The sequence below is a fragment of the Pseudomonas idahonensis genome (assembly GCF_037903935.1).
GTDB lineage: Bacteria > Pseudomonadota > Gammaproteobacteria > Pseudomonadales > Pseudomonadaceae > Aquipseudomonas > Aquipseudomonas danubii.
The window spans coordinates 368,302-385,067 of sequence record NZ_CP149586.1 but is presented as its reverse complement, the minus strand read 5'-3'; the positions used below and the strand labels follow the sequence as shown (position 1 = coordinate 385,067).

Below are 16,766 nucleotides of genomic sequence, written 5' to 3'. Positions count from 1 at the left end.
GAAATACCCCGATACCCCATGACCCAACTCAAGTCGTGACTTGCTGGCACTCTCCTCAGTTTGCCCATCCGTCAGGCTGCCCTCCGTGGAGGTTCATATGAGTCAGGCAATTACGGGGAACAATCCCGACATCCACCTTCTTCCGCTGATCGACAGCCTCGGCGAGCTGATCCGTCAATCGCGCCGACAGGCACTACGCACTGTCGATACGTTACAGGTACAAACCTGCTGGCAGATTGGCCGGCATATCGTAGAGTTCGAGCAAGGGGGTGCCGAGCGGGCAGCCTATGGAAAGCGACTGCTGCCAGAGCTGGCAAAAGTACTGAGCGCGGAGTTTGGCAAAGGCTTCGACGCTACCAACTTGCGGCATATGCGGGGATTCTTCCTGAGCTTCGAAAAATGCGACGCACTGCGTCGCGAATTGAGCTGGACCCACTATCGCTTGCTGCTAAGGGTCGAAAGCCAGCACGCTCGCCAGTGGTACATGCATGAAGCCGCGACACAGGGCTGGTCAACCCGAGCCCTGGAACGCCAGATCGGCACGCTCTATTACGAACGCCTCCTGAGTAGCCAGGATCGCGCACCCGTCGAGCAAGAGGCGGCCATCAAGATTCAAGCCCTGGGCAAGACTCCCAGAGAGTTTGTCCGCGATCCGGTACTGCTGGAGTTTCTTGGGGTACCCAACGCCGCCAGCCTGCTGGAGAACGATCTGGAGCAGGCGCTGATCAATCAGTTGCAAGCCTTCCTGCTTGAACTGGGCAAGGGCTTCGCCTTTGTTGCTCGCCAACAGCGCATCAGCACCGAGAGCAAAGACTTCTACCTCGATCTGGTGTTCTACAACTACCTGCTCAAATGTTTCGTGGTCTTCGACCTCAAGCGTGGCGAACTCAGCCATCAGGATATTGGCCAGATGGATATGTACGTGCGCCTTTACGATGAACTCAAGCGCGGGGCGGACGATGGACCTACAGTGGGCATCATTCTGTGCACACAAAAGGACGAATCCGTGGTTCGTTATTCCGTGCTGCACGGGCATGAACAACTGTTTGCCAGCAAGTACAAGCTGGTACTGCCCAGCGAAGAGCAACTGCGCGATGAACTGGACCGCGAGCGGGCCAGGATCGAAGAACACCTACTGGCGCAAACTGACCAAACGCTTCCCAGAAGTTCATAAGCGCCTCAGATGCTCTCAGGCCAGTTTGAAGGCAGCCAGAATCCTATCGATCCCGGCCGCCTTTACGCATTACCTGCATCCGCCAATCAGAAGGCCTTATCCGCCCGCTCCATCGCCTGCCCCTGGGCCACATCGAGCAGGGCCACGCCATCACCGAGCAGCAGCGCGGCGATGTCGGCGATCTGGAACAGGTCGCTGGCGTCAGCCGTTTGCGCGGTCATGCAGGACAGGCTGTTCATCAGTTTGTGAAGGGCACGTATGCGCTGATCGGCACAGGCCAGGAGATCGACCAGCGGCGCATGGGGATTGATCAGCAGGACGGGGTTGTCCGCTGGCGTGTGTTGAAGAGGGATATATCCGTTCATTGGTGTAGCTCCGTGCGTTAGGGAAGCTCCCCCCAAACTCTCCTACAAGCTGGGTGGCAACTGTACGCGGGGTAGGAGACCGGTCGCACAACCCGGCCACGCCGAAGCGTGCCCGCGCACAGCCGCCATAAAACACAGGGCAGCAAGAAGCGCCCAAGAAAAACAGGGCGCCTGTGCACGGTGCGACTCTCGGGCTCCTACACCCGGCCGCTGATTTGGCAGCGACCGGCGCAGAGTAAAGAGCAGGTCCGATCAGCGCAAGCCCTCACCTGGTGACTGAAAGTAACCGGCCCGCCCGCGCTCAAACCAACCCCAAAGAGGGCGCTGCAGCACTTCAGCCGCCCAACCACTTCACTGCGAACCGGCATCCATCAGCACCTTGAGCGCCGCATCGGCCTCGGCGCGTTGTGCCTGGGTGGGTTTGACGGCAAATTGGCTGCGCTGCTTGTTGAGGGTCAGGTAGGCGTTGTCGCCATCGCCCCAAATGTAGGAGTAGATCAGCAGGAAACTGTCGGACCCGGGCTGGCAGTAAGGGGCGACGCTGCGCAGCGGCGCCAGCAGTTGAATCATCTCGCCGTAGTTTTCAGTGAACTGCAGCAAGGCAAACTGCCAACGGCCTGTCTGCGGGTCGTAGTGAGAAGTGGCACCCTCCCCCACCCACATTTGCACCACTTCCTGCAGGCTGCGCGCACCGGAATCCGGCAACCACCCGGCATCGACCCGGGCCGAGCCGTACATGTCCTTGCTGTCGAACCACTTCTGCCAATCGTTGTAGAAGATCGCCGGGCGTGGCGCCGCCGCCATGGCCTTGGCGTACTGCTCGGGCGTCATGCTGCAACGCAGATACACCGAGGAAGGCTCGCTCGCCTGTGCCTGCCCGGTCGCAGCCAAAAGCGCTGCCAGCGCCAGCCCTGTCCATGAGCGAAATTGCATGGTTGTCGTTCCTGATCGTTCGAGAAAAGGCCGCCAGTCTACCGGCGCCGGCGCTAGCCCGAGAGAGGCGCTTGGCGGTAATCCAAGGCCAAGCAAGAACCATTAAAAGCCTGCTCTAGCCCAGCGCACTTGATGGAGTGGGACCGCAGCCCGCTACGGCTGGGCCTAACCGCGAACAGCCAACCGCCAGATCGACAGCAACGCGCAGATCAGGCAAAACGCAATGCGCTGCGCCGAAACAAGCCATACACCAGCCGATTGGACAGCTTCTCCTCCAATGCAAGCCAACGAAAATAGAAAACCTCCCGGCCCACGCAAGATTCTTCGAGCATTTATGAATTTATTAGAATAAACAACGACACTTCAACTATTCCTAATAAAACTTTGCAATTTTAATTGATCCACGCGCTGTTACCATAACTTAGGCAATCCAACGAACCGGATTACACAAACACCTAAAACAATAATTATTCCGTAAAGGAAACATCATGAATCCTAATAAAAAGAAAATACTTGTTACTGGGGGAACCCAGGGAATTGGTGCTGCAAGCGTGCATTTGCTAGTCAAAAACAATTATGAAGTACACATAACTTACAATAGCTCATCCCGTATTGCAGATGAGTTTTGCAGCCAGTATCCAGAACAGGTTTTTGCCTATCAGCTTGATCAGGGCGATCAACAATCCATAAGAAAAGCCAGCTTCCTTACAAAACACTCATGGGATGGAATCATTTTCAACGCAGCACTAGGCTCCGCCACGGTAAATCGCTACATCGACTCAAACACATCTGGCGGAACCAGTAGCGACGAGGCCATGCTCAAAGTCAACGCACTTGGACCACTATGGTTATATGAAACGGTTGAAGAGCAACTATTAAAAAGAACGGAACCTTCCAAGTTAATCTTTATATCTTCAGTAGGCGGAGGCATAGCTGCCTTTCCAAAATTCAAATTAAGCGACGGTATGAGCAAGGCTGCTGTAAGCTTCCTCGCTCGTCAGCTGGCGGTTGAAAACTCCCATACGCTTATCGATGTCTTTGTGATATGCCCAGGTGCTACAGAAACAGCCATGTTTACATCGAGCACTTTAGCTAACCTCAGCTTAGATGAACGAAAAGCATTCGAGAGTGGTATGGCAAAAAAACGCCTTATCCAACCTAAAGAAATTGCCTATTGGCTGCATCAACTTCTTCAGAGCGAATCCACTGTACTGCATGGATGTACCATTGATGCGTCTATGGGGCTGGGGGTTCGACCGGGAATATTGACAGAAAAATCAAACCAATAAACCAGTGCAACCGCCAGACAACCAGTAAAACACTCCATCAAGATAAAAGTTCGCAAAACACATATACAGACCAAGTATGGCTTGAATGCATCAGGACGGGGGTAGTTAACAACGCATTATAAGCCTCCCCTTGGCCTGTGACGCTACTTCATGCATCTGTAGCTTTCATTTAAAGGAGACGAGCCTTGATAACATCTCTGTCAAAACGTGGCCAAGCTAATGTCAAAGACATGCCGCCATTGGTTCACGCGCACTTCAGTACAGTCGGCGACATGTATACTCCCGATGAAAATCCCTATGGCTACATAAATATGGGAACCGCAGAAACACATTTGATTAATGATGAAATCATTGAGCTTTTACAAAAAAGCCATACCCGCACCAAGTTCAATGCAAAGCACATTCACTATGACCACTTCCATGGCAGTGAAGAATTCCGAACCGCTATAGCCAACTACTGGCAGACTGTCATCTTTGCAAAAGGCTCACCTCGCCACCTGACATCTGAGAATATTGTCGTAGGTGCGGGGTGCTCGCTGGCATTGGAAATGCTCGCAACAATGCTCGGAGACCCAGGTGACGTAATACTGATCCCTGCACCTTATTACTCCGGATTTATCGATGATATCAGTGCTCGAGCCGAGCTGACTGCTGTCGGAGTACATTGCTCTGAAAACCTAAGCCGCAACGCATTTGAATCTGCACTTTCAGCACAAAAGAGAAATGGAAAAACCGTTCGCGCGGTCCTTCTGTCATCACCCAACAACCCAATAGGAACGGTATACAGCGCCGCAGCACTGAAGACCCTTATAGATTTCTGCATGACGCATGATCTAGATATTATTTCCGATGAAATTTACGCACAGACAATCCACGATCCGGACACACAATGGACCAGCCTATTAAGTTTGGTTCCTGACGATTACTTGCATCGAGTTCACGTGACCAGCAGTTTCGCGAAAGACTTTGCCCTCTCCGGATTTCGCACCGGATTCGCCATTTCCTTTAACTCCGAACTACTTAAAGGGATGCAAGCACTGGCTTATTACTCTGCCGTATCGACACATACTCAAGCGCTCCTGACAGAATTCTTACAAGCACTAGAATTACCAAAAATCATAGAAAACAGCAAAATACAACTACACGAAGCTTATAAGAAAATAGAAAAAACCCTTAATGAGCTAGGAGTGAAGACATTACCAGCTCAAGGCGGTATTTTTATCCTCGCTGACTTCAGCTCTTTTCTGACGGAATCTACATTCGAGTCAGAAAACCATCTTTGGAAAAGAATATTTCAGGAGCTAAAGATCAATATTTCACCAGGACAATTATTCGATTGTGCAACTCCAGGTTGGTTTCGAATCTGTTATGCACATCCGCTTCCGATCATTGAGGAAGCCTGCAGGCGCCTAAAAAGCTTTGATAAATAACTATTTTCCATCACGTATTTTTTCACAGCACAGCGGTATTTCTTGAAGTAATCGCTTCTCCCCAAATAGCACACGAGAAAAGGAATCCACTATGTCTACTATTCCCTTGCTTTTACCTATCGAGCTCTGGCACGAGCGCCTGTTCACCGGCCACTGGCAACCAGGCATGAAACCTCCTACAGCCGTTACTGAGCCCTCTACTGGATCGGAGCTTGGGCGCGTGGGCAATGCTGATATTGGTCAAGTGTCCCGCGCCAGCCAGAACGCACGTGAAGCTCAGAAAAACTGGTACGAGCAACACTACGACGAACGCGCAGCGGTATTTCGCAAGGCCGCACAATTGGCCGAGATGCATTTCGACGAGATTGTTGACTGGCTTGTTCGTGAAACTGGATCAACTCGAACCAAGGCCAACTACGAAATGTCGCTCACTCTTAAAGCCTTACGCGAAAGTTCCAGCCTGCCCTCTAGCCAGCAAGGCCAAGTGCTTCCTTCAACCCCAGGGCGCTTAAGCATCGCCCGACGCAGGCCAATGGGCGTGGTAGGAGTAATCTCCCCATTCAACTTCCCTCTATACCTGGGCATGCGCGCAGTGGCTCCTGCCCTGGCGACGGGCAATGCCGTGGTCCTTAAGCCAGATCCCCGCACCACTATAAGCGGCGGTTTTGTACTTGCGCGGCTGTTCGAATCTGCAGGCCTGCCAGCGGGGCTACTGCATGTGCTACCGGGTGGGAAGGATATCGGGGCAGCCCTGACATCCGATCCTCATATTGCAATGATCCAATTTACCGGTTCCACAAACGCAGGCCGCCAGATTGGAGAAGCCGCCAGCCGTCATCTGAAAAAAGTTTCGTTGGAGTTAGGAGGTAAGAACTCACTGATCATTCTTGATGACGCCGACCTCGACCAAGCCATCTCCAACACGGCCTGGGGTTGCTATTTGCATCAGGGACAAATCTGCATGTCCTCCGGACGTGTACTGGTACAGCGCAAAATTTACGACAAGTTCCTCACGAAATTGGTGGCAAAGGCAAAAACTCTGACAGTTGGCGACCCAGCCAAAGAAAATGTTGCGCTTGGCCCCCTGATCAACGCAGAGCAACGTGATCGAGTTCATAAACTGATACAGGCTGCTCAACAGGCGGGAGCGCGAGTTGAAACCGGAGGCCAATATGATGGGTTATTTTTCCAGCCAACGGTGCTGACTGGCGTAACCGCAGAGAACCCAATATTTCACGAAGAAGTTTTTGGCCCTATCGCAATAGTGGTGCCCTTCGACACAGATGAAGAGGCCATACAGATGGCCAACAATACCGAGTACGGTTTGTCGGCGGCAATTTTGTCCAACAACGTAGGAAGAGCCTTAAAGCTCGGAGAACAACTGCAGGTCGGACTGCTTCACATCAACGATCAGACGGTCAATGAGGAAGCGATCAACCCACTGGGGGGCGTTGGCATTTCCGGCAATGGTTCCAGTATCGGCGGTACCGCTAACTGGGAAACGTTCACACAATGGCAATGGCTGACCTTGAAAGAAAAAGCCCCGACTTATCTGTTGTGAACACGCCCTCAAACCATGCGCAAGCTTCTGAAATGAGTGGTTATAGAGCTACAACGGCCCGATAAAAAGGGCCGTTGCACCTTCCTCGATCCAGAGTCAGTCACTCAAACCGCCGCCTGCCAATGCTTCATCTCCTCGGCAATAAAATGCTGCACCAGATCGCTGTACAGCTTCTCGATGGCATCCGCGCTCAGGCCCTCGGCCTCGGCCCATTCGCGGCGGGTGGCGAGCATCGCCTTGAAGCGCTCCTCGGCCCGCACCGTGGCCGCCGAGGTCTTGAACTTCGACGCCGCCAGCACGTACTTGAAACGCGCACCCAGCAGCGCGATTACCGTCCGATCCAGGGTGTCGATTTCCCGGCGGATATCTTCCATGCCCTGGCATTGTTCCGGGGTCATTTGCTGCTTCACTTCCATGCTCAACGCTCCATCGGGGTCAGGGGCCCGGCCGTGGCCGGGGCTCGGATTATTTCCACGGGCCGGCGCGGGAGTAAAGTCGCCGGCAACCAGGCATCCCCCAACGAGCGGACGCGCTGGCAGTTGCCGCACCCCGGATGGGCCGGGTATTAATGAACGCACAACAACTTCGTCGCTGAGCGAGGTGGCTTGCCCACTCCACACCAGCCGCCCAGGAACAACCGCCCATGTCCCTGCTGTCCTCCCCCGAACTGCCTGCCACCCGCCCCGCCGCTGCCGGTCCAGATTCAGGTGCAGATCCAGGCCCCAGCGCAACCTTCAGCGAACCGGCGGCGGATGGCGTTCTCCTTGGCGGCTTCACTTGGCGCCACCCATTAGCCGATCCGGCACGGCCGGTGGTGATCATCAACGCCGCGACCTCGGTGCGCTGCCGCTACTACTTTCGTTTCGCCGACTACCTGTTCGCCAATGGCTTCGACGTGATGACCTATGACTATCGCGGCATCGGCGAGTCGCGTCGGGGCTCGCTCCAGGGGTTCAAGGCGTCCTGGTCCGATTGGGGCGCACTGGATTTCGAAGCCATGCTGCAACGGGCCCAGCGCGAGTTTCCCGGACAGCCGATCGATGTGGTGGGCCACAGCTTCGGCGGCTGCGCCGTGGGCCTGGCCGCCTCCGCCGGGGTGATCCGTCGCGTGGCCACCATGGGCGCGCAATTCGCCTACTGGCGTGACTACGAGCCCCGGCTGCGCTGGCGCATGCTGGGCAAATGGCATGTGTTGATGCCCCTGCTGACGGGCCTCTACGGCTACTTCCCCGGCAAGCGCCTGGGCTGGATGGAGGACACACCTTCTGGGGTGGTCCGCGACTGGGCCACCCCGCACCCACGCTACGAAGGCCGCCCCAGCGGCCGCAGGCTGGCCGCAAAGCGTAGTGGGCAGCCCTTCGCCCAGGTCAGCGCAGCGATCCTCGCCATCAGTGTCAGCGACGACCCCTTTGGCACCGTGACGGCCATCGAGCGGCTACTGGGCTACTTCAGCAACAGCCCACGTACACATCTGCGCCTTCACCCCGAGGACATCGGCGAGGCCGAGATCGGCCATTTCGCCTTCTTCCACAGCCGCTTCGAAAGCCGGCTCTGGCCGCTGCTGCTGCACTGGCTGCAGCACGCCAGCCTGGCCCCGAACAGCCCCGGGCAACAGCTGATGCTGGAGCGCTGATCAGGCAAAGGCGTTGATGAACCAGGTGATCAGCGGGATCGCCACGATGTCGATCAACACCGCACCGCACAGCGGCACGATGATAAAAGCCTTGAAGGAAAAGACCTTGTAGTGATCACAGATCGCGCCCATGTTGGCCACCGCATTGGGCGTAGCGCCCAGGCCGTGCCCCATGAAGCCGGCACACAGCACCGCGGCGTCGTAGTTGCCGCCGAACAGGCGAAACAGCAGGAACACACACAGCAGCACCATCACCAGCACCTGCACCACCAGGATCACCAGCAGCGGCAGGCCGAGCTGTTCCAGCTCCCAGAACTTCAGACTCATCATGGCCATGGTCAGGAACACCCCCAGGCATACGTCGCCCAGGGTGTTCACTGCGCTGTCGGGGATGTCGATGATTCGCGCCCGGTCATTGAGGTTGCGCAGGATGATCGCCACGAACATCGCCCCCACGTAGCTCGGCAGCACAATGCCCAGGTGTTCGTTCAATGCGCTGCCGATCCAGAAGCCCAGCACCATGATCAGCAGGACGCAGGTCAGCAGGCGCAGCAAGGTCGGCGCATCCAGAGGCGCCACCGAGCCCTGGGCGGCGCTTTCCAGGTGCTGCAAAGTGCTGACCTGATCGGCCTGGATCTGCAGGCGGTTGCGCTCAATCAGCCAGCGCGCCAGCGGGCTGCCCAGCAGGCCACCGGCAACCATGCCGAAGGTGGCCGAAGCCAGGGCCGCCGTGGTGGCGCCCACCGCCCCGAGGTTTTCCGCGATGGGACCAAAGGCCGCCGCCGCGCCAAAGCCGCCCTCCAGGGACACCGCACCGGCCATGATGCCCAGCAGCGGATCGATGCCCAGCGCCTTGGCCGCACCGACACCCACCAGGTTCTGCAGCAGCGCCAGGGACCAGCAAGCCCCCAGGTAGACGAACAGGATCTTGCCGCCACGACGCAGCAGGCCGAGGCTGCCCCCCAGGCCCACGGTGGTGAAGAACGCCACCATCAGGGGCGTCTGGATCGCGGTGTCGAGCTTGATCGCCAGCAGTTGCTGGTCGCGCAGCAGCCAGACGATCAGGGCAAAGCCGAAACCGCCGATCACCGGCGCCGGGACACAGAGCTGGGTCAGCCAGCGGCTGCGTTTCTTCAGCTGGGCTCCCACCCCCAGCAGGATCAGGGCCAGCGCCAGGGTGGTCAGCGCGTCCAATTCAAAAGTCGGCATGGCAAACATCTCTTCTTGTCATTGTGGTGTTGCGCGGCGAGGGGCGTGCCCCTCAGTGAATCAGGCTGGCCAATAGGCGCGCGGCCACGCGGGCGGTGCGCTGGTCCTGGTCGAGCCCGGGATTGAGTTCGGCAATGTCGGCTACGCGCAATTTGCCGCTGGCCCGAGCGCGGCGTACCAGGTGCTCGACCACTTGCACGTCCACTCCGTGGGCCGAGGGTGCACTGACGCCGGGAGCCTGGCTGGCTGGCAGCACATCCAGGCAAATGGTCATGTACAGCACGTCGATACCGTCGAGAAAAGCGTCGAGGCAAGCCTCGATTGCCGGCAGGTTCCAGCCCTGCATCTGCCGGTCCAGCAGGTAGCGCACATTGAGCTCCCGGGCCTGCTCGAACAGCGCCTGGGTATTGCTCAACTCGCTGACCCCCAGGCAGCAATACTCGAAGGGCATGCCGGCCTGTCGGCAATACTCGGCGATCTGTCGGAACGGCGTGCCGGAACTGCTTTGCGGTGCATGACGCAGGTCGAAGTGAGCATCGAAATTGAGGATGCCGATCCGCGGACAGGGCTGTTGGCGGCGCAGGTAATCGGCCAGGCCACTGAAGCTGGCAAAGGCGATTTCATGACCACCACCCAGGCCCAGGGCCAAGTGCCCCTGTTCGAGCAACTGGCCGAGGCGATTGGCGTAGAGCTGCTGGGCGCTTTCCAGATGGTGGCCGTTACAGGCCACGTCCCCCGCGTCATACAGCGGGCCTTGGCCGTGCCAGGCCAGGTTGGCCAGGGCCGCGCGCAAGGCCGCCGGGCCCTGGCTGGCACCGGTACGCCCCTGGTTGCGCTTGACCCCTTCGTCACAGGCCAGCCCGAGCAAGGCAACACCCGCCGGCTGCTGTTCACACCAGGGTTGTACCCACTGGTGCCAGCGCCGGGCGGCCAGGCCTTCGGCCAGGTCGATACGACCCTGCCAGAGGTGCATGGGGGCGGTAGTGATCATGGTCTTGCTCCAGTCAATTCAATCCAGTCGGGCACTCAGACGCTGAGCGGCTTCGCGGGTCCAGCGAATCAGCCGCTCACTGCGCTGTTCGGCGCGGAACGCCGGGGCCATGAGGCTGATGGCGCCTTGCAGGCGGTCACGGCTATCGAGCAAGGGCGCGCTGACACCCCAGATGCCGTGGTCGATCTCGCTCAGGCTCACGGCATGCCCGGCTGCGCGAATCGTCGCGTAGCTTTCCAGGTACGTGGCCACATCCGCTTCCTCGACGCCGCGCTGGCGCAGGATCGACAAGCACAGCTCAGGCTCCATGTAGGCCAGCAACACCTTGGCCGAGGCGCCCAGCAGCAGCGGCTGCGCCAGGCCCTTCTGGTAGCAGCAGCGCAGGGGCTGCGGGCTGTCCACCAGTTCAATACAGATCGCCTGCCCGTTGCTGGGCACCATCAGCGCGACGCTTTCCTGGCTGAGCTCGGCCAGGCGGTTGAGCTCCGGTTTGGCCAGGGTCACCAGCAGGCCTTCGCGGTCGAACTTCTTCGCCAGTTGCAGGCAAGCAGGCCCGGGCAGGTAGCGGCCCTGGCCATTGTCCTGGGCCAGCCCCCAGCGCAACAGGGTCTTGAGATGGCGATAGGTACTGCTCAAGGGCTGCTGCAAGTTCAGCGACAGCTCCTTGGCGGACATGGCCTCCGGGGATTGCCCCAGGGCCACGAGTATTTGCAGCAGACGGTCAGTGGGCGTGTGGTAGTGCATAGCGGCCTCTTGCAGCCATGGTGCATGGAGTTTCCCGGCAAATGAAATCAGATTCCCAAGCAGTGGGAAAAGACTGCAAAAAACCTTCGGCAAAGGCGCACCGCTGCAATAGCCCGCGGCTCATACAGGATCGGCGGTGCCCGCCAAGAGACCATGGCGGGTGCCAGCGCGGAGATTTACTGGCATCCTCTCCCGCCTGACTGGCCGCTCGCCTGGTATCCGCGAGCGCCACCCTTTTGTGCAACAAGGTAAGACGCCCATGGCATCGATCGACAAACAACACAAACGTGCCGCCCGGGCAAAGGCCAAGGCCAAGCAAAACCGCGCCAAGCGCACAGCCCCCACCTCGGAGCTGGAACTGGACCCCAACGACAGCCGCATCGACTTCGAATCGGTAGACCTGACCGAGCTGTTCGTGAAAATGCGTGACGCTGAGAAAACCAGCCAGCAAGCGCTGTGCACGGTGTTCCTCTCGGACCCGCTGCTGGAGCTGGTCTACGAGCAGGAGGGCGAACAGGGCGCCACGGATTTCATCCTGGCGGCCCTGATCGAATACCGTAACTGGTCCACCGAGGCCGACGAGGCCACGGCCCTGGCCTGGATCGAGTCCGAGGCCTTCCAGGCCGACTACCTGGCCGCATCCCAGGCACTGTTCAGCGCCGAAGGCTGAGTTTCATTCGGGCATGAAAAAGGGCGCATTCAGCAATGAATGCGCCCTTTTCCGTTTCAGCTAAACAGCCTGGCGTGATGCTCAGGCCGCTTCCAGCCGAGGGATTTCCATGCCGATGCGCGAGCTGGCGAAGTTCAGGTCGCCGCTGGCGATGGACTGGGCCTTGAAGCCCGAGCCGATCAGGTCGCGTACATACAGCTTGTTGTAGATGAACATGAACACCAGGTTGCTCAGGCCGAAAGTGAACATGGCCAGCAGGAACATGATGGCGGCCCATTTCCAGTCGGCGCGGAACAGTGCCGGGATGAAGCCGAAGAAGAACACGGTCCAGGAGAAACCAACTGGCGCTTCCTTGATGGCTCCGGTGTTCGGGTTTTTGAAGATGATTTTAGTGAACGCCATGCGCGTCTCCTTGCCGCCCTTTCTTTAAGAGAGCAATGGCCGGGCGATCACCATTGAACCCTGAATGCTCGTTCTTCGAGCCGGGACCGTCAGCCATGCCAGGGGCAAGTGCGGACAATCAGGAGCATGGGCCGACGCAAATGGATCAAGGGAGAGAGACGAAAGGCGGATTCAGAGCCCCGACAAGCATTCAATCCCTTGCAATACAGCGCTATTCCCTAGCTCCTCTCACGCTGGCACGCAAGAGCTCTTATCGAAGAGCGCGCAGGCTACTATTTCGCCAGCGGGCTGTCCATGAAACGCCATGTAACAAGTCACAGATCCGATAAAAAAATCCGCCGTCAATGCTGACAGCAGCCTTTTTACCGTTCAAACAGCCAAATGTTCAGGGTCCCCGGCCAGGTCCTTCGTCGTTGCCTGGCAATACTGCTCGGCACTGATTTCGCTGAGCGTCGCGTAGCCGTCGTAATGGTAAAAACGCTGTTTGTCCCGTGCATAGCGGTCCGCGAGAAACTCCAGGCTGGCCAGGTCGATGCGCTTGGCACTCACCGGGCGCCGGCCACAGAACAGCTTGCGCGTGCCCAGCTGCAAGAAATCCGGATGGGGAACCCTCACTTCTTCCGGGCTGAACTCCACCTCCAGCGCCTTGCCGGCAGAAAACATCTGCGTCGTGCTGAAGGCGTAGCTGCCCATGAAGCGCGTGTGGACCGGGTCGAGGTTCCGTTTTCTTTCGCTGTAGTAGTACACCGCGCCCTTATCCCTGGCCCAGCCATGCCCACAAGACTCGAAGCTGGCCAGATCCGCCTTACCCAGCGGCTCAGGCGCCTGATAAAAGACCCTGTGGCAAAAAACCGTCTGGCCATCGGTCAGGTAGGGCCCACCCAGGGCACGGTACTGGTCGACGGAGGCTGAAGAAAATCGCTCCGGCACCTGGGTCTCGGCACGATGAAAGGGGATCAGGTACAAGCCGTTGGCATCACCGCACAGGTGTGTGTCCAGCAGCTTGAAACTGCCGGCATCCAGACCATTGATAGCGCGACCATGAAAGTGCACCTGGTGCCCCAGCTCAAACCCCAAGCCGATGGAGCGCAGGACGGGCATTGTCGCCGCTGGCTCACAGGGCTTTTGCAAACGGTGCCACCAGTAGCCCTGCAACTGCGGGTGAGCCTCGAAGAACCCGGCCCACTCCTGCAGCATCCCGTCATCAATCACCCCAGCCGAACCGAGAGGGCCGTGCTTGTCGCCCACCAGTACCGGTGAATGGTTGTACTCACCGCGCTCCAGCCGGGCCACCACAAAACTCTGCACATCCACGTCCAGCGGCTTGTTGAACAGATAGGCACGCTGCTCGTCGGCGTAGTAATGAAACCCCAGGTGGCGAAAACTCGGAGCATGGGCCCCGCGCAAGCGGTTGCCATTGCAGTAGACAAACTGGTCGTCCACGGCCACGTACGGGTCCGGTGTTTCACTGCGACTCAAGACTCGCCCCGCAGCATCGAACACCGACTCAACGCGGTTCAGCAAGCGAAAGTCGCCGACATAACGCAGGGTTTTCCCGGTCAGGAAGTAGGCCCGTTGGGCGTCCTTGGCGTAGCGCTCATTGAGCACACAAAACGTCGCCAGATCGGCCTTGTCGATGCGGTAGAAATACTCGTAGGCAATGCTGGAGCCCTGCTGCGCCTGGACGATCACCGAATGCCCGTCGGTGCCCCAGCGCCGGGCCAGCATGTGAAAACCGTCCGGATTGGCAATCGGCAACGGCGAACCGTCCTTCTGGTGCAGCGGCACGCCGCCCCGGCAGACCTGATCATTGATCACCTGATAAGCCGGATGGTTGGTGCCACGCACCCGGTCCTCGGCGCTGGCGATCGCCCGTGCGCCCAGGAAGACCTTGGCGCCGTCACTGAACAGCACCGCAGATGAAGGCCAATCCTCCGGCACCGGGTGCAGCAGCGCCAGACGCTCGGGGTGTGCGTCCTCGATCAGCGCCAGCCCATAGTCGTGACAGAAGTAGGCCCGCTGGTGATCGCTCCAATGGTCATGGCCCAGGCTTCGCAACCCGCGACACACACGCATCGGCAACGCCTGCAACGGGTGGTAGCCGTAACGTTCGAAGTAACGGGGCAAGGCATAGTAATCGGCCCGGGCATCACGCAGCAGGTGCCGATGAACACGATGGCGCCAGAGCGGTTCGCCCTCTACCAGCGGGGAAACCGGGTATTGCTCGGCCGCGGCCTGAGAAGCCTGCTCAGCCGGCGTCCGCCCCTCACGCTGCAGCATGAGGTACACATCCCGGGCCCGCTCCTCCACCAACAGCGCCCCCTCCACGAAAGCAAACCCCTGATGCCATTCAAGGTCGAGCTTTTCCCACTCGGCAAAATCCATGTCCAAGCCCTTCATCGCTGCATCCCAAGCTGACCGAGCGGTGGATTATCAGCAGGCGACCTGCGAGCGTAAAGCGCCCCGACGCCAGACCGCGACTGAGCATCAGCCCGCCACAAGCAGACGTGCCACCTTGCATCCGGACATGAAAAAGGCCGCGGTCATCTCTGAGCGCAGCCTTTTTCCACAAGCAGTGAATCAAACCGTCAGTTCAGCGCCAGAGCCCCACTGCGCTCGGCCTTGCGCCGACGGGCCACCAACAGGCCCGCAGCGATGACGATGACACTGAGCAGGCCAGTGGCGAGGATCTCCACCCGATGCTCTTCCTGGAACAGCATGATGCCCAGGATCGCGACGATGAACACGATCACCGCGTAGGTCAGGCCGGGGAACAGCCACATGCGGAAGGCGATCTTCTCGCCGGCGGCCATGCGTTTCTGGCGCATGCGCAGTTGCGATACGGCAATCACCAGGTACACCAGCAAGGCGATGGCGCCGGAACTGGCCAGGAGGAACTCGAACACCGCAGCCGGCGCTACATAGTTGGCGAACACCGCAAGGAAAGCCGCAGCGGTGGACAGGATCACCGCCCAATATGGCGTGCCGCTGGCATTGGTGCGCTTGGCGACCGCTGGAGCATCGCCCCGCTTGCCCAGGGAGAAGAGCATGCGCGAGGCGGTGTAGAGCGCCGAGTTCAGGCAACTGGTCACCGCCACCAGCACCACCAGATCGACGATCAGCTTGGCGTTGGGAATGCCCATGCGATCGAGCACGGTCTGGTAGGAACCGACCTGGGCCAGGCTTGGGTCGTTCCACGGCACCAGGGCCACGACGATGAAGATCGACACCAGATAGAACAGACCAATCCGCCAGATCACCGAATTGGTGGCTTTGGAAATCTGTTTGCCCGGGTTGTGGGATTCCGCCGCAGCGATGGTGACGATCTCGGTACCCATGAAGGAGAACATGGTGGTCAGCATGGCGGCCAACACCGCGCCCATGCCATTGGGCATGAAGCCCTGGGTGTCCACCAGGTGCGAGACGCCGCTGACCTGGCTGTTGGGCAGCAAGCCACAGATGGCAGCGAGGCCGAGGATCACGAAACCGATGATGGCCACCACCTTGATCAGGGCGAACCAGAACTCGAATTCACCGTAGTTCTTCACGCTGAACAGGTTGGTGGCGGTCAGCAGCAGGGTGATCACCAGGGTAAAGACCCAGATCGCCACGTTGGGGAACCAGGCATGCAGGATGGTTGCAGCGGCGTTGGCTTCCAGCGGGATCACCAGCACCCAGAACCACCAGTACAGCCAACCGATGGTGAAACCGGCCCAATGGCCAATGGCGCGATCGGCGTAGGTCGAGAACGACCCGGTGTCCGGCGAGGCGACGGCCATTTCCGCCAGCATGCGCATCACCAGCACCACCAGGGTGCCGGCGGCGGCGTAAGCCAGCAGCACGGCCGGACCGGCCTCGGCAATGGCGTGGCCGGAGCCGACGAAGAGACCCGCGCCGATAACGCCGGCGATCGACAGCATGGTCACATGCCGTGGTTTGAGCCCCTGTTCGAGGTCATTGGAGAGTTGCGTACCGCTCATGAAAAGCACCTTTGCAACGAAAAAAGAGTCACTCCACCCGGTCTGCATTCGTTCTCGTAAAAAGAATTCAACAGGGCGTTCTTTATTTCGCACGCAAGAATTGTGCCAAAATGTTACAGAGTCCCGGACAACAGGGGTTGGCGAGCCGACCGATGGAAATCCCAAGTCATTGAGAACAATGGTATTTCGCCACTTCGTTACCGGGCGACTCACTTTGTAGGACGAAACAGCGCACCAGAAACACACCCCCAAAGTGCGTGATGCACAATTAGGAAGCAGATCCATGACCTTTGGCCCGTTAACCCTTCCAACACCCGGCCAAAGCTGGCACCATCGCGCCTTTTTTTACGCGACACCTACCGGATTTCAGGCGAATTCAGGGTTC

General features: G+C 58.6%; 15 protein-coding genes. 6 read left to right on the top strand and 9 right to left on the bottom strand.

Going from position 1 to position 16,766, the window contains the following annotated elements:
• Nucleotides 1-97 precede the first annotated feature (97 nt).
• On the top strand, nucleotides 98-1,174 hold the full coding sequence (locus tag WIN67_RS01760; RefSeq protein WP_339070555.1) for a PDDEXK nuclease domain-containing protein: 1,077 nt from the start codon (nucleotides 98-100) through the stop codon (nucleotides 1,172-1,174).
• Between the two features lie 86 nt (nucleotides 1,175-1,260).
• On the opposite strand, the gene WIN67_RS01755 is transcribed toward WIN67_RS01760, so the two are convergent.
• A complete protein-coding gene (locus tag WIN67_RS01755; RefSeq protein ID WP_339070554.1) occupies nucleotides 1,261-1,539 on the bottom strand; it encodes a hypothetical protein in 279 nt (92 codons plus the stop codon).
• A 351-nt stretch (nucleotides 1,540-1,890) separates the two neighbouring features.
• The gene (locus WIN67_RS01750; protein ID WP_339070553.1) at nucleotides 1,891-2,472 is read right to left on the bottom strand and encodes a hypothetical protein; all 582 of its coding nucleotides are present in this window, start codon (nucleotides 2,470-2,472) and stop codon (nucleotides 1,891-1,893) included.
• 488 nt (nucleotides 2,473-2,960) lie between these two features.
• Here WIN67_RS01750 and WIN67_RS01745 point away from each other — a divergent pair, with 488 nt between their 5' ends.
• The 3 genes from WIN67_RS01745 (at nucleotide 2,961) to WIN67_RS01735 (ending at nucleotide 6,752) form a co-directional block, all read left to right on the top strand.
• Nucleotides 2,961-3,761, top strand: coding sequence for an SDR family NAD(P)-dependent oxidoreductase (locus WIN67_RS01745; RefSeq protein WP_339070552.1), 801 nt, complete (start codon nucleotides 2,961-2,963; stop codon nucleotides 3,759-3,761).
• A 185-nt stretch (nucleotides 3,762-3,946) separates the two neighbouring features.
• Nucleotides 3,947-5,191 (top strand): aminotransferase class I/II-fold pyridoxal phosphate-dependent enzyme, encoded by a 1,245-nt coding sequence (locus WIN67_RS01740; protein WP_339070551.1) that lies wholly within the window; start codon nucleotides 3,947-3,949, stop codon nucleotides 5,189-5,191.
• A 91-nt stretch (nucleotides 5,192-5,282) separates the two neighbouring features.
• The gene (locus tag WIN67_RS01735; protein WP_339070550.1) at nucleotides 5,283-6,752 is read left to right on the top strand and encodes a benzaldehyde dehydrogenase; all 1,470 of its coding nucleotides are present in this window, start codon (nucleotides 5,283-5,285) and stop codon (nucleotides 6,750-6,752) included.
• 104 nt (nucleotides 6,753-6,856) lie between these two features.
• Here WIN67_RS01735 and WIN67_RS01730 read toward each other — a convergent pair whose 3' ends face one another.
• Nucleotides 6,857-7,168 (bottom strand): isochorismate lyase, encoded by a 312-nt coding sequence (locus tag WIN67_RS01730; protein ID WP_339070548.1) that lies wholly within the window; start codon nucleotides 7,166-7,168, stop codon nucleotides 6,857-6,859.
• Between the two features lie 227 nt (nucleotides 7,169-7,395).
• Between WIN67_RS01730 and WIN67_RS01725 the strand changes: the two genes are divergently transcribed.
• Nucleotides 7,396-8,385 (top strand): alpha/beta fold hydrolase, encoded by a 990-nt coding sequence (locus tag WIN67_RS01725; RefSeq protein WP_339070547.1) that lies wholly within the window; start codon nucleotides 7,396-7,398, stop codon nucleotides 8,383-8,385.
• Here the strand turns inward: WIN67_RS01725 and gltS are convergent, their stop codons facing one another.
• Genes gltS through WIN67_RS01710 form a run of 3 tightly spaced genes read right to left on the bottom strand, consistent with a single transcriptional unit; the run spans nucleotide 8,386 to nucleotide 11,329 of the window.
• Nucleotides 8,386-9,594, bottom strand: coding sequence for a sodium/glutamate symporter (gene gltS / locus WIN67_RS01720; protein ID WP_110595515.1), 1,209 nt, complete (start codon nucleotides 9,592-9,594; stop codon nucleotides 8,386-8,388). It lies immediately after the preceding gene.
• 52 nt (nucleotides 9,595-9,646) lie between these two features.
• Complete coding sequence (gene hutG / locus WIN67_RS01715; protein WP_253084308.1) at nucleotides 9,647-10,585, bottom strand: formimidoylglutamase; 939 nt, start codon at nucleotides 10,583-10,585, stop codon at nucleotides 9,647-9,649.
• Nucleotides 10,586-10,603: 18 nt separating this feature from the next.
• Complete coding sequence (locus WIN67_RS01710) at nucleotides 10,604-11,329, bottom strand: IclR family transcriptional regulator (RefSeq protein ID WP_110595355.1); 726 nt, start codon at nucleotides 11,327-11,329, stop codon at nucleotides 10,604-10,606.
• A 259-nt stretch (nucleotides 11,330-11,588) separates the two neighbouring features.
• On the opposite strand from WIN67_RS01710, the gene WIN67_RS01705 reads away from it, so the two are divergent.
• Nucleotides 11,589-11,999, top strand: a complete 411-nt coding sequence (locus WIN67_RS01705) for a hypothetical protein (RefSeq protein WP_102882141.1) — start codon at nucleotides 11,589-11,591, stop codon at nucleotides 11,997-11,999.
• An 81-nt stretch (nucleotides 12,000-12,080) separates the two neighbouring features.
• On the opposite strand, the gene WIN67_RS01700 is transcribed toward WIN67_RS01705, so the two are convergent.
• The 3 genes from WIN67_RS01700 to gabP all read right to left on the bottom strand — a co-directional run bounded on the left by WIN67_RS01700 (nucleotide 12,081) and on the right by gabP (nucleotide 16,381).
• Nucleotides 12,081-12,401, bottom strand: a complete 321-nt coding sequence (locus tag WIN67_RS01700; RefSeq protein WP_025128407.1) for a hypothetical protein — start codon at nucleotides 12,399-12,401, stop codon at nucleotides 12,081-12,083.
• Nucleotides 12,402-12,770: 369 nt separating this feature from the next.
• A complete protein-coding gene (locus WIN67_RS01695) occupies nucleotides 12,771-14,801 on the bottom strand; it encodes a DKNYY domain-containing protein (RefSeq protein ID WP_339070546.1) in 2,031 nt (676 codons plus the stop codon).
• A 188-nt stretch (nucleotides 14,802-14,989) separates the two neighbouring features.
• Nucleotides 14,990-16,381 (bottom strand): GABA permease, encoded by a 1,392-nt coding sequence (gabP, locus tag WIN67_RS01690; RefSeq protein ID WP_102882143.1) that lies wholly within the window; start codon nucleotides 16,379-16,381, stop codon nucleotides 14,990-14,992.
• Between the last annotated feature and the right edge of the window lie 385 nt (nucleotides 16,382-16,766).

Coding starts and splice junctions, on each gene's coding strand:
- WIN67_RS01700 (WP_025128407.1), bottom strand. CDS start 12,401: ATGGCGTTCACTAAAATCATCTTCAAAAACCCGAACACCGGAGCCATC.
- hutG (WP_253084308.1), bottom strand. CDS start 10,585: ATGATCACTACCGCCCCCATGCACCTCTGGCAGGGTCGTATCGACCTG.
- WIN67_RS01735 (WP_339070550.1), top strand. CDS start 5,283: ATGTCTACTATTCCCTTGCTTTTACCTATCGAGCTCTGGCACGAGCGC.
- WIN67_RS01725 (WP_339070547.1), top strand. CDS start 7,396: ATGTCCCTGCTGTCCTCCCCCGAACTGCCTGCCACCCGCCCCGCCGCT.
- gabP (WP_102882143.1), bottom strand. CDS start 16,381: ATGAGCGGTACGCAACTCTCCAATGACCTCGAACAGGGGCTCAAACCA.
- gltS (WP_110595515.1), bottom strand. CDS start 9,594: ATGCCGACTTTTGAATTGGACGCGCTGACCACCCTGGCGCTGGCCCTG.
- WIN67_RS01750 (WP_339070553.1), bottom strand. CDS start 2,472: ATGCAATTTCGCTCATGGACAGGGCTGGCGCTGGCAGCGCTTTTGGCT.
- WIN67_RS01710 (WP_110595355.1), bottom strand. CDS start 11,329: ATGCACTACCACACGCCCACTGACCGTCTGCTGCAAATACTCGTGGCC.
- WIN67_RS01745 (WP_339070552.1), top strand. CDS start 2,961: ATGAATCCTAATAAAAAGAAAATACTTGTTACTGGGGGAACCCAGGGA.
- WIN67_RS01730 (WP_339070548.1), bottom strand. CDS start 7,168: ATGGAAGTGAAGCAGCAAATGACCCCGGAACAATGCCAGGGCATGGAA.
- WIN67_RS01705 (WP_102882141.1), top strand. CDS start 11,589: ATGGCATCGATCGACAAACAACACAAACGTGCCGCCCGGGCAAAGGCC.
- WIN67_RS01755 (WP_339070554.1), bottom strand. CDS start 1,539: ATGAACGGATATATCCCTCTTCAACACACGCCAGCGGACAACCCCGTC.
- WIN67_RS01760 (WP_339070555.1), top strand. CDS start 98: ATGAGTCAGGCAATTACGGGGAACAATCCCGACATCCACCTTCTTCCG.
- WIN67_RS01695 (WP_339070546.1), bottom strand. CDS start 14,801: ATGAAGGGCTTGGACATGGATTTTGCCGAGTGGGAAAAGCTCGACCTT.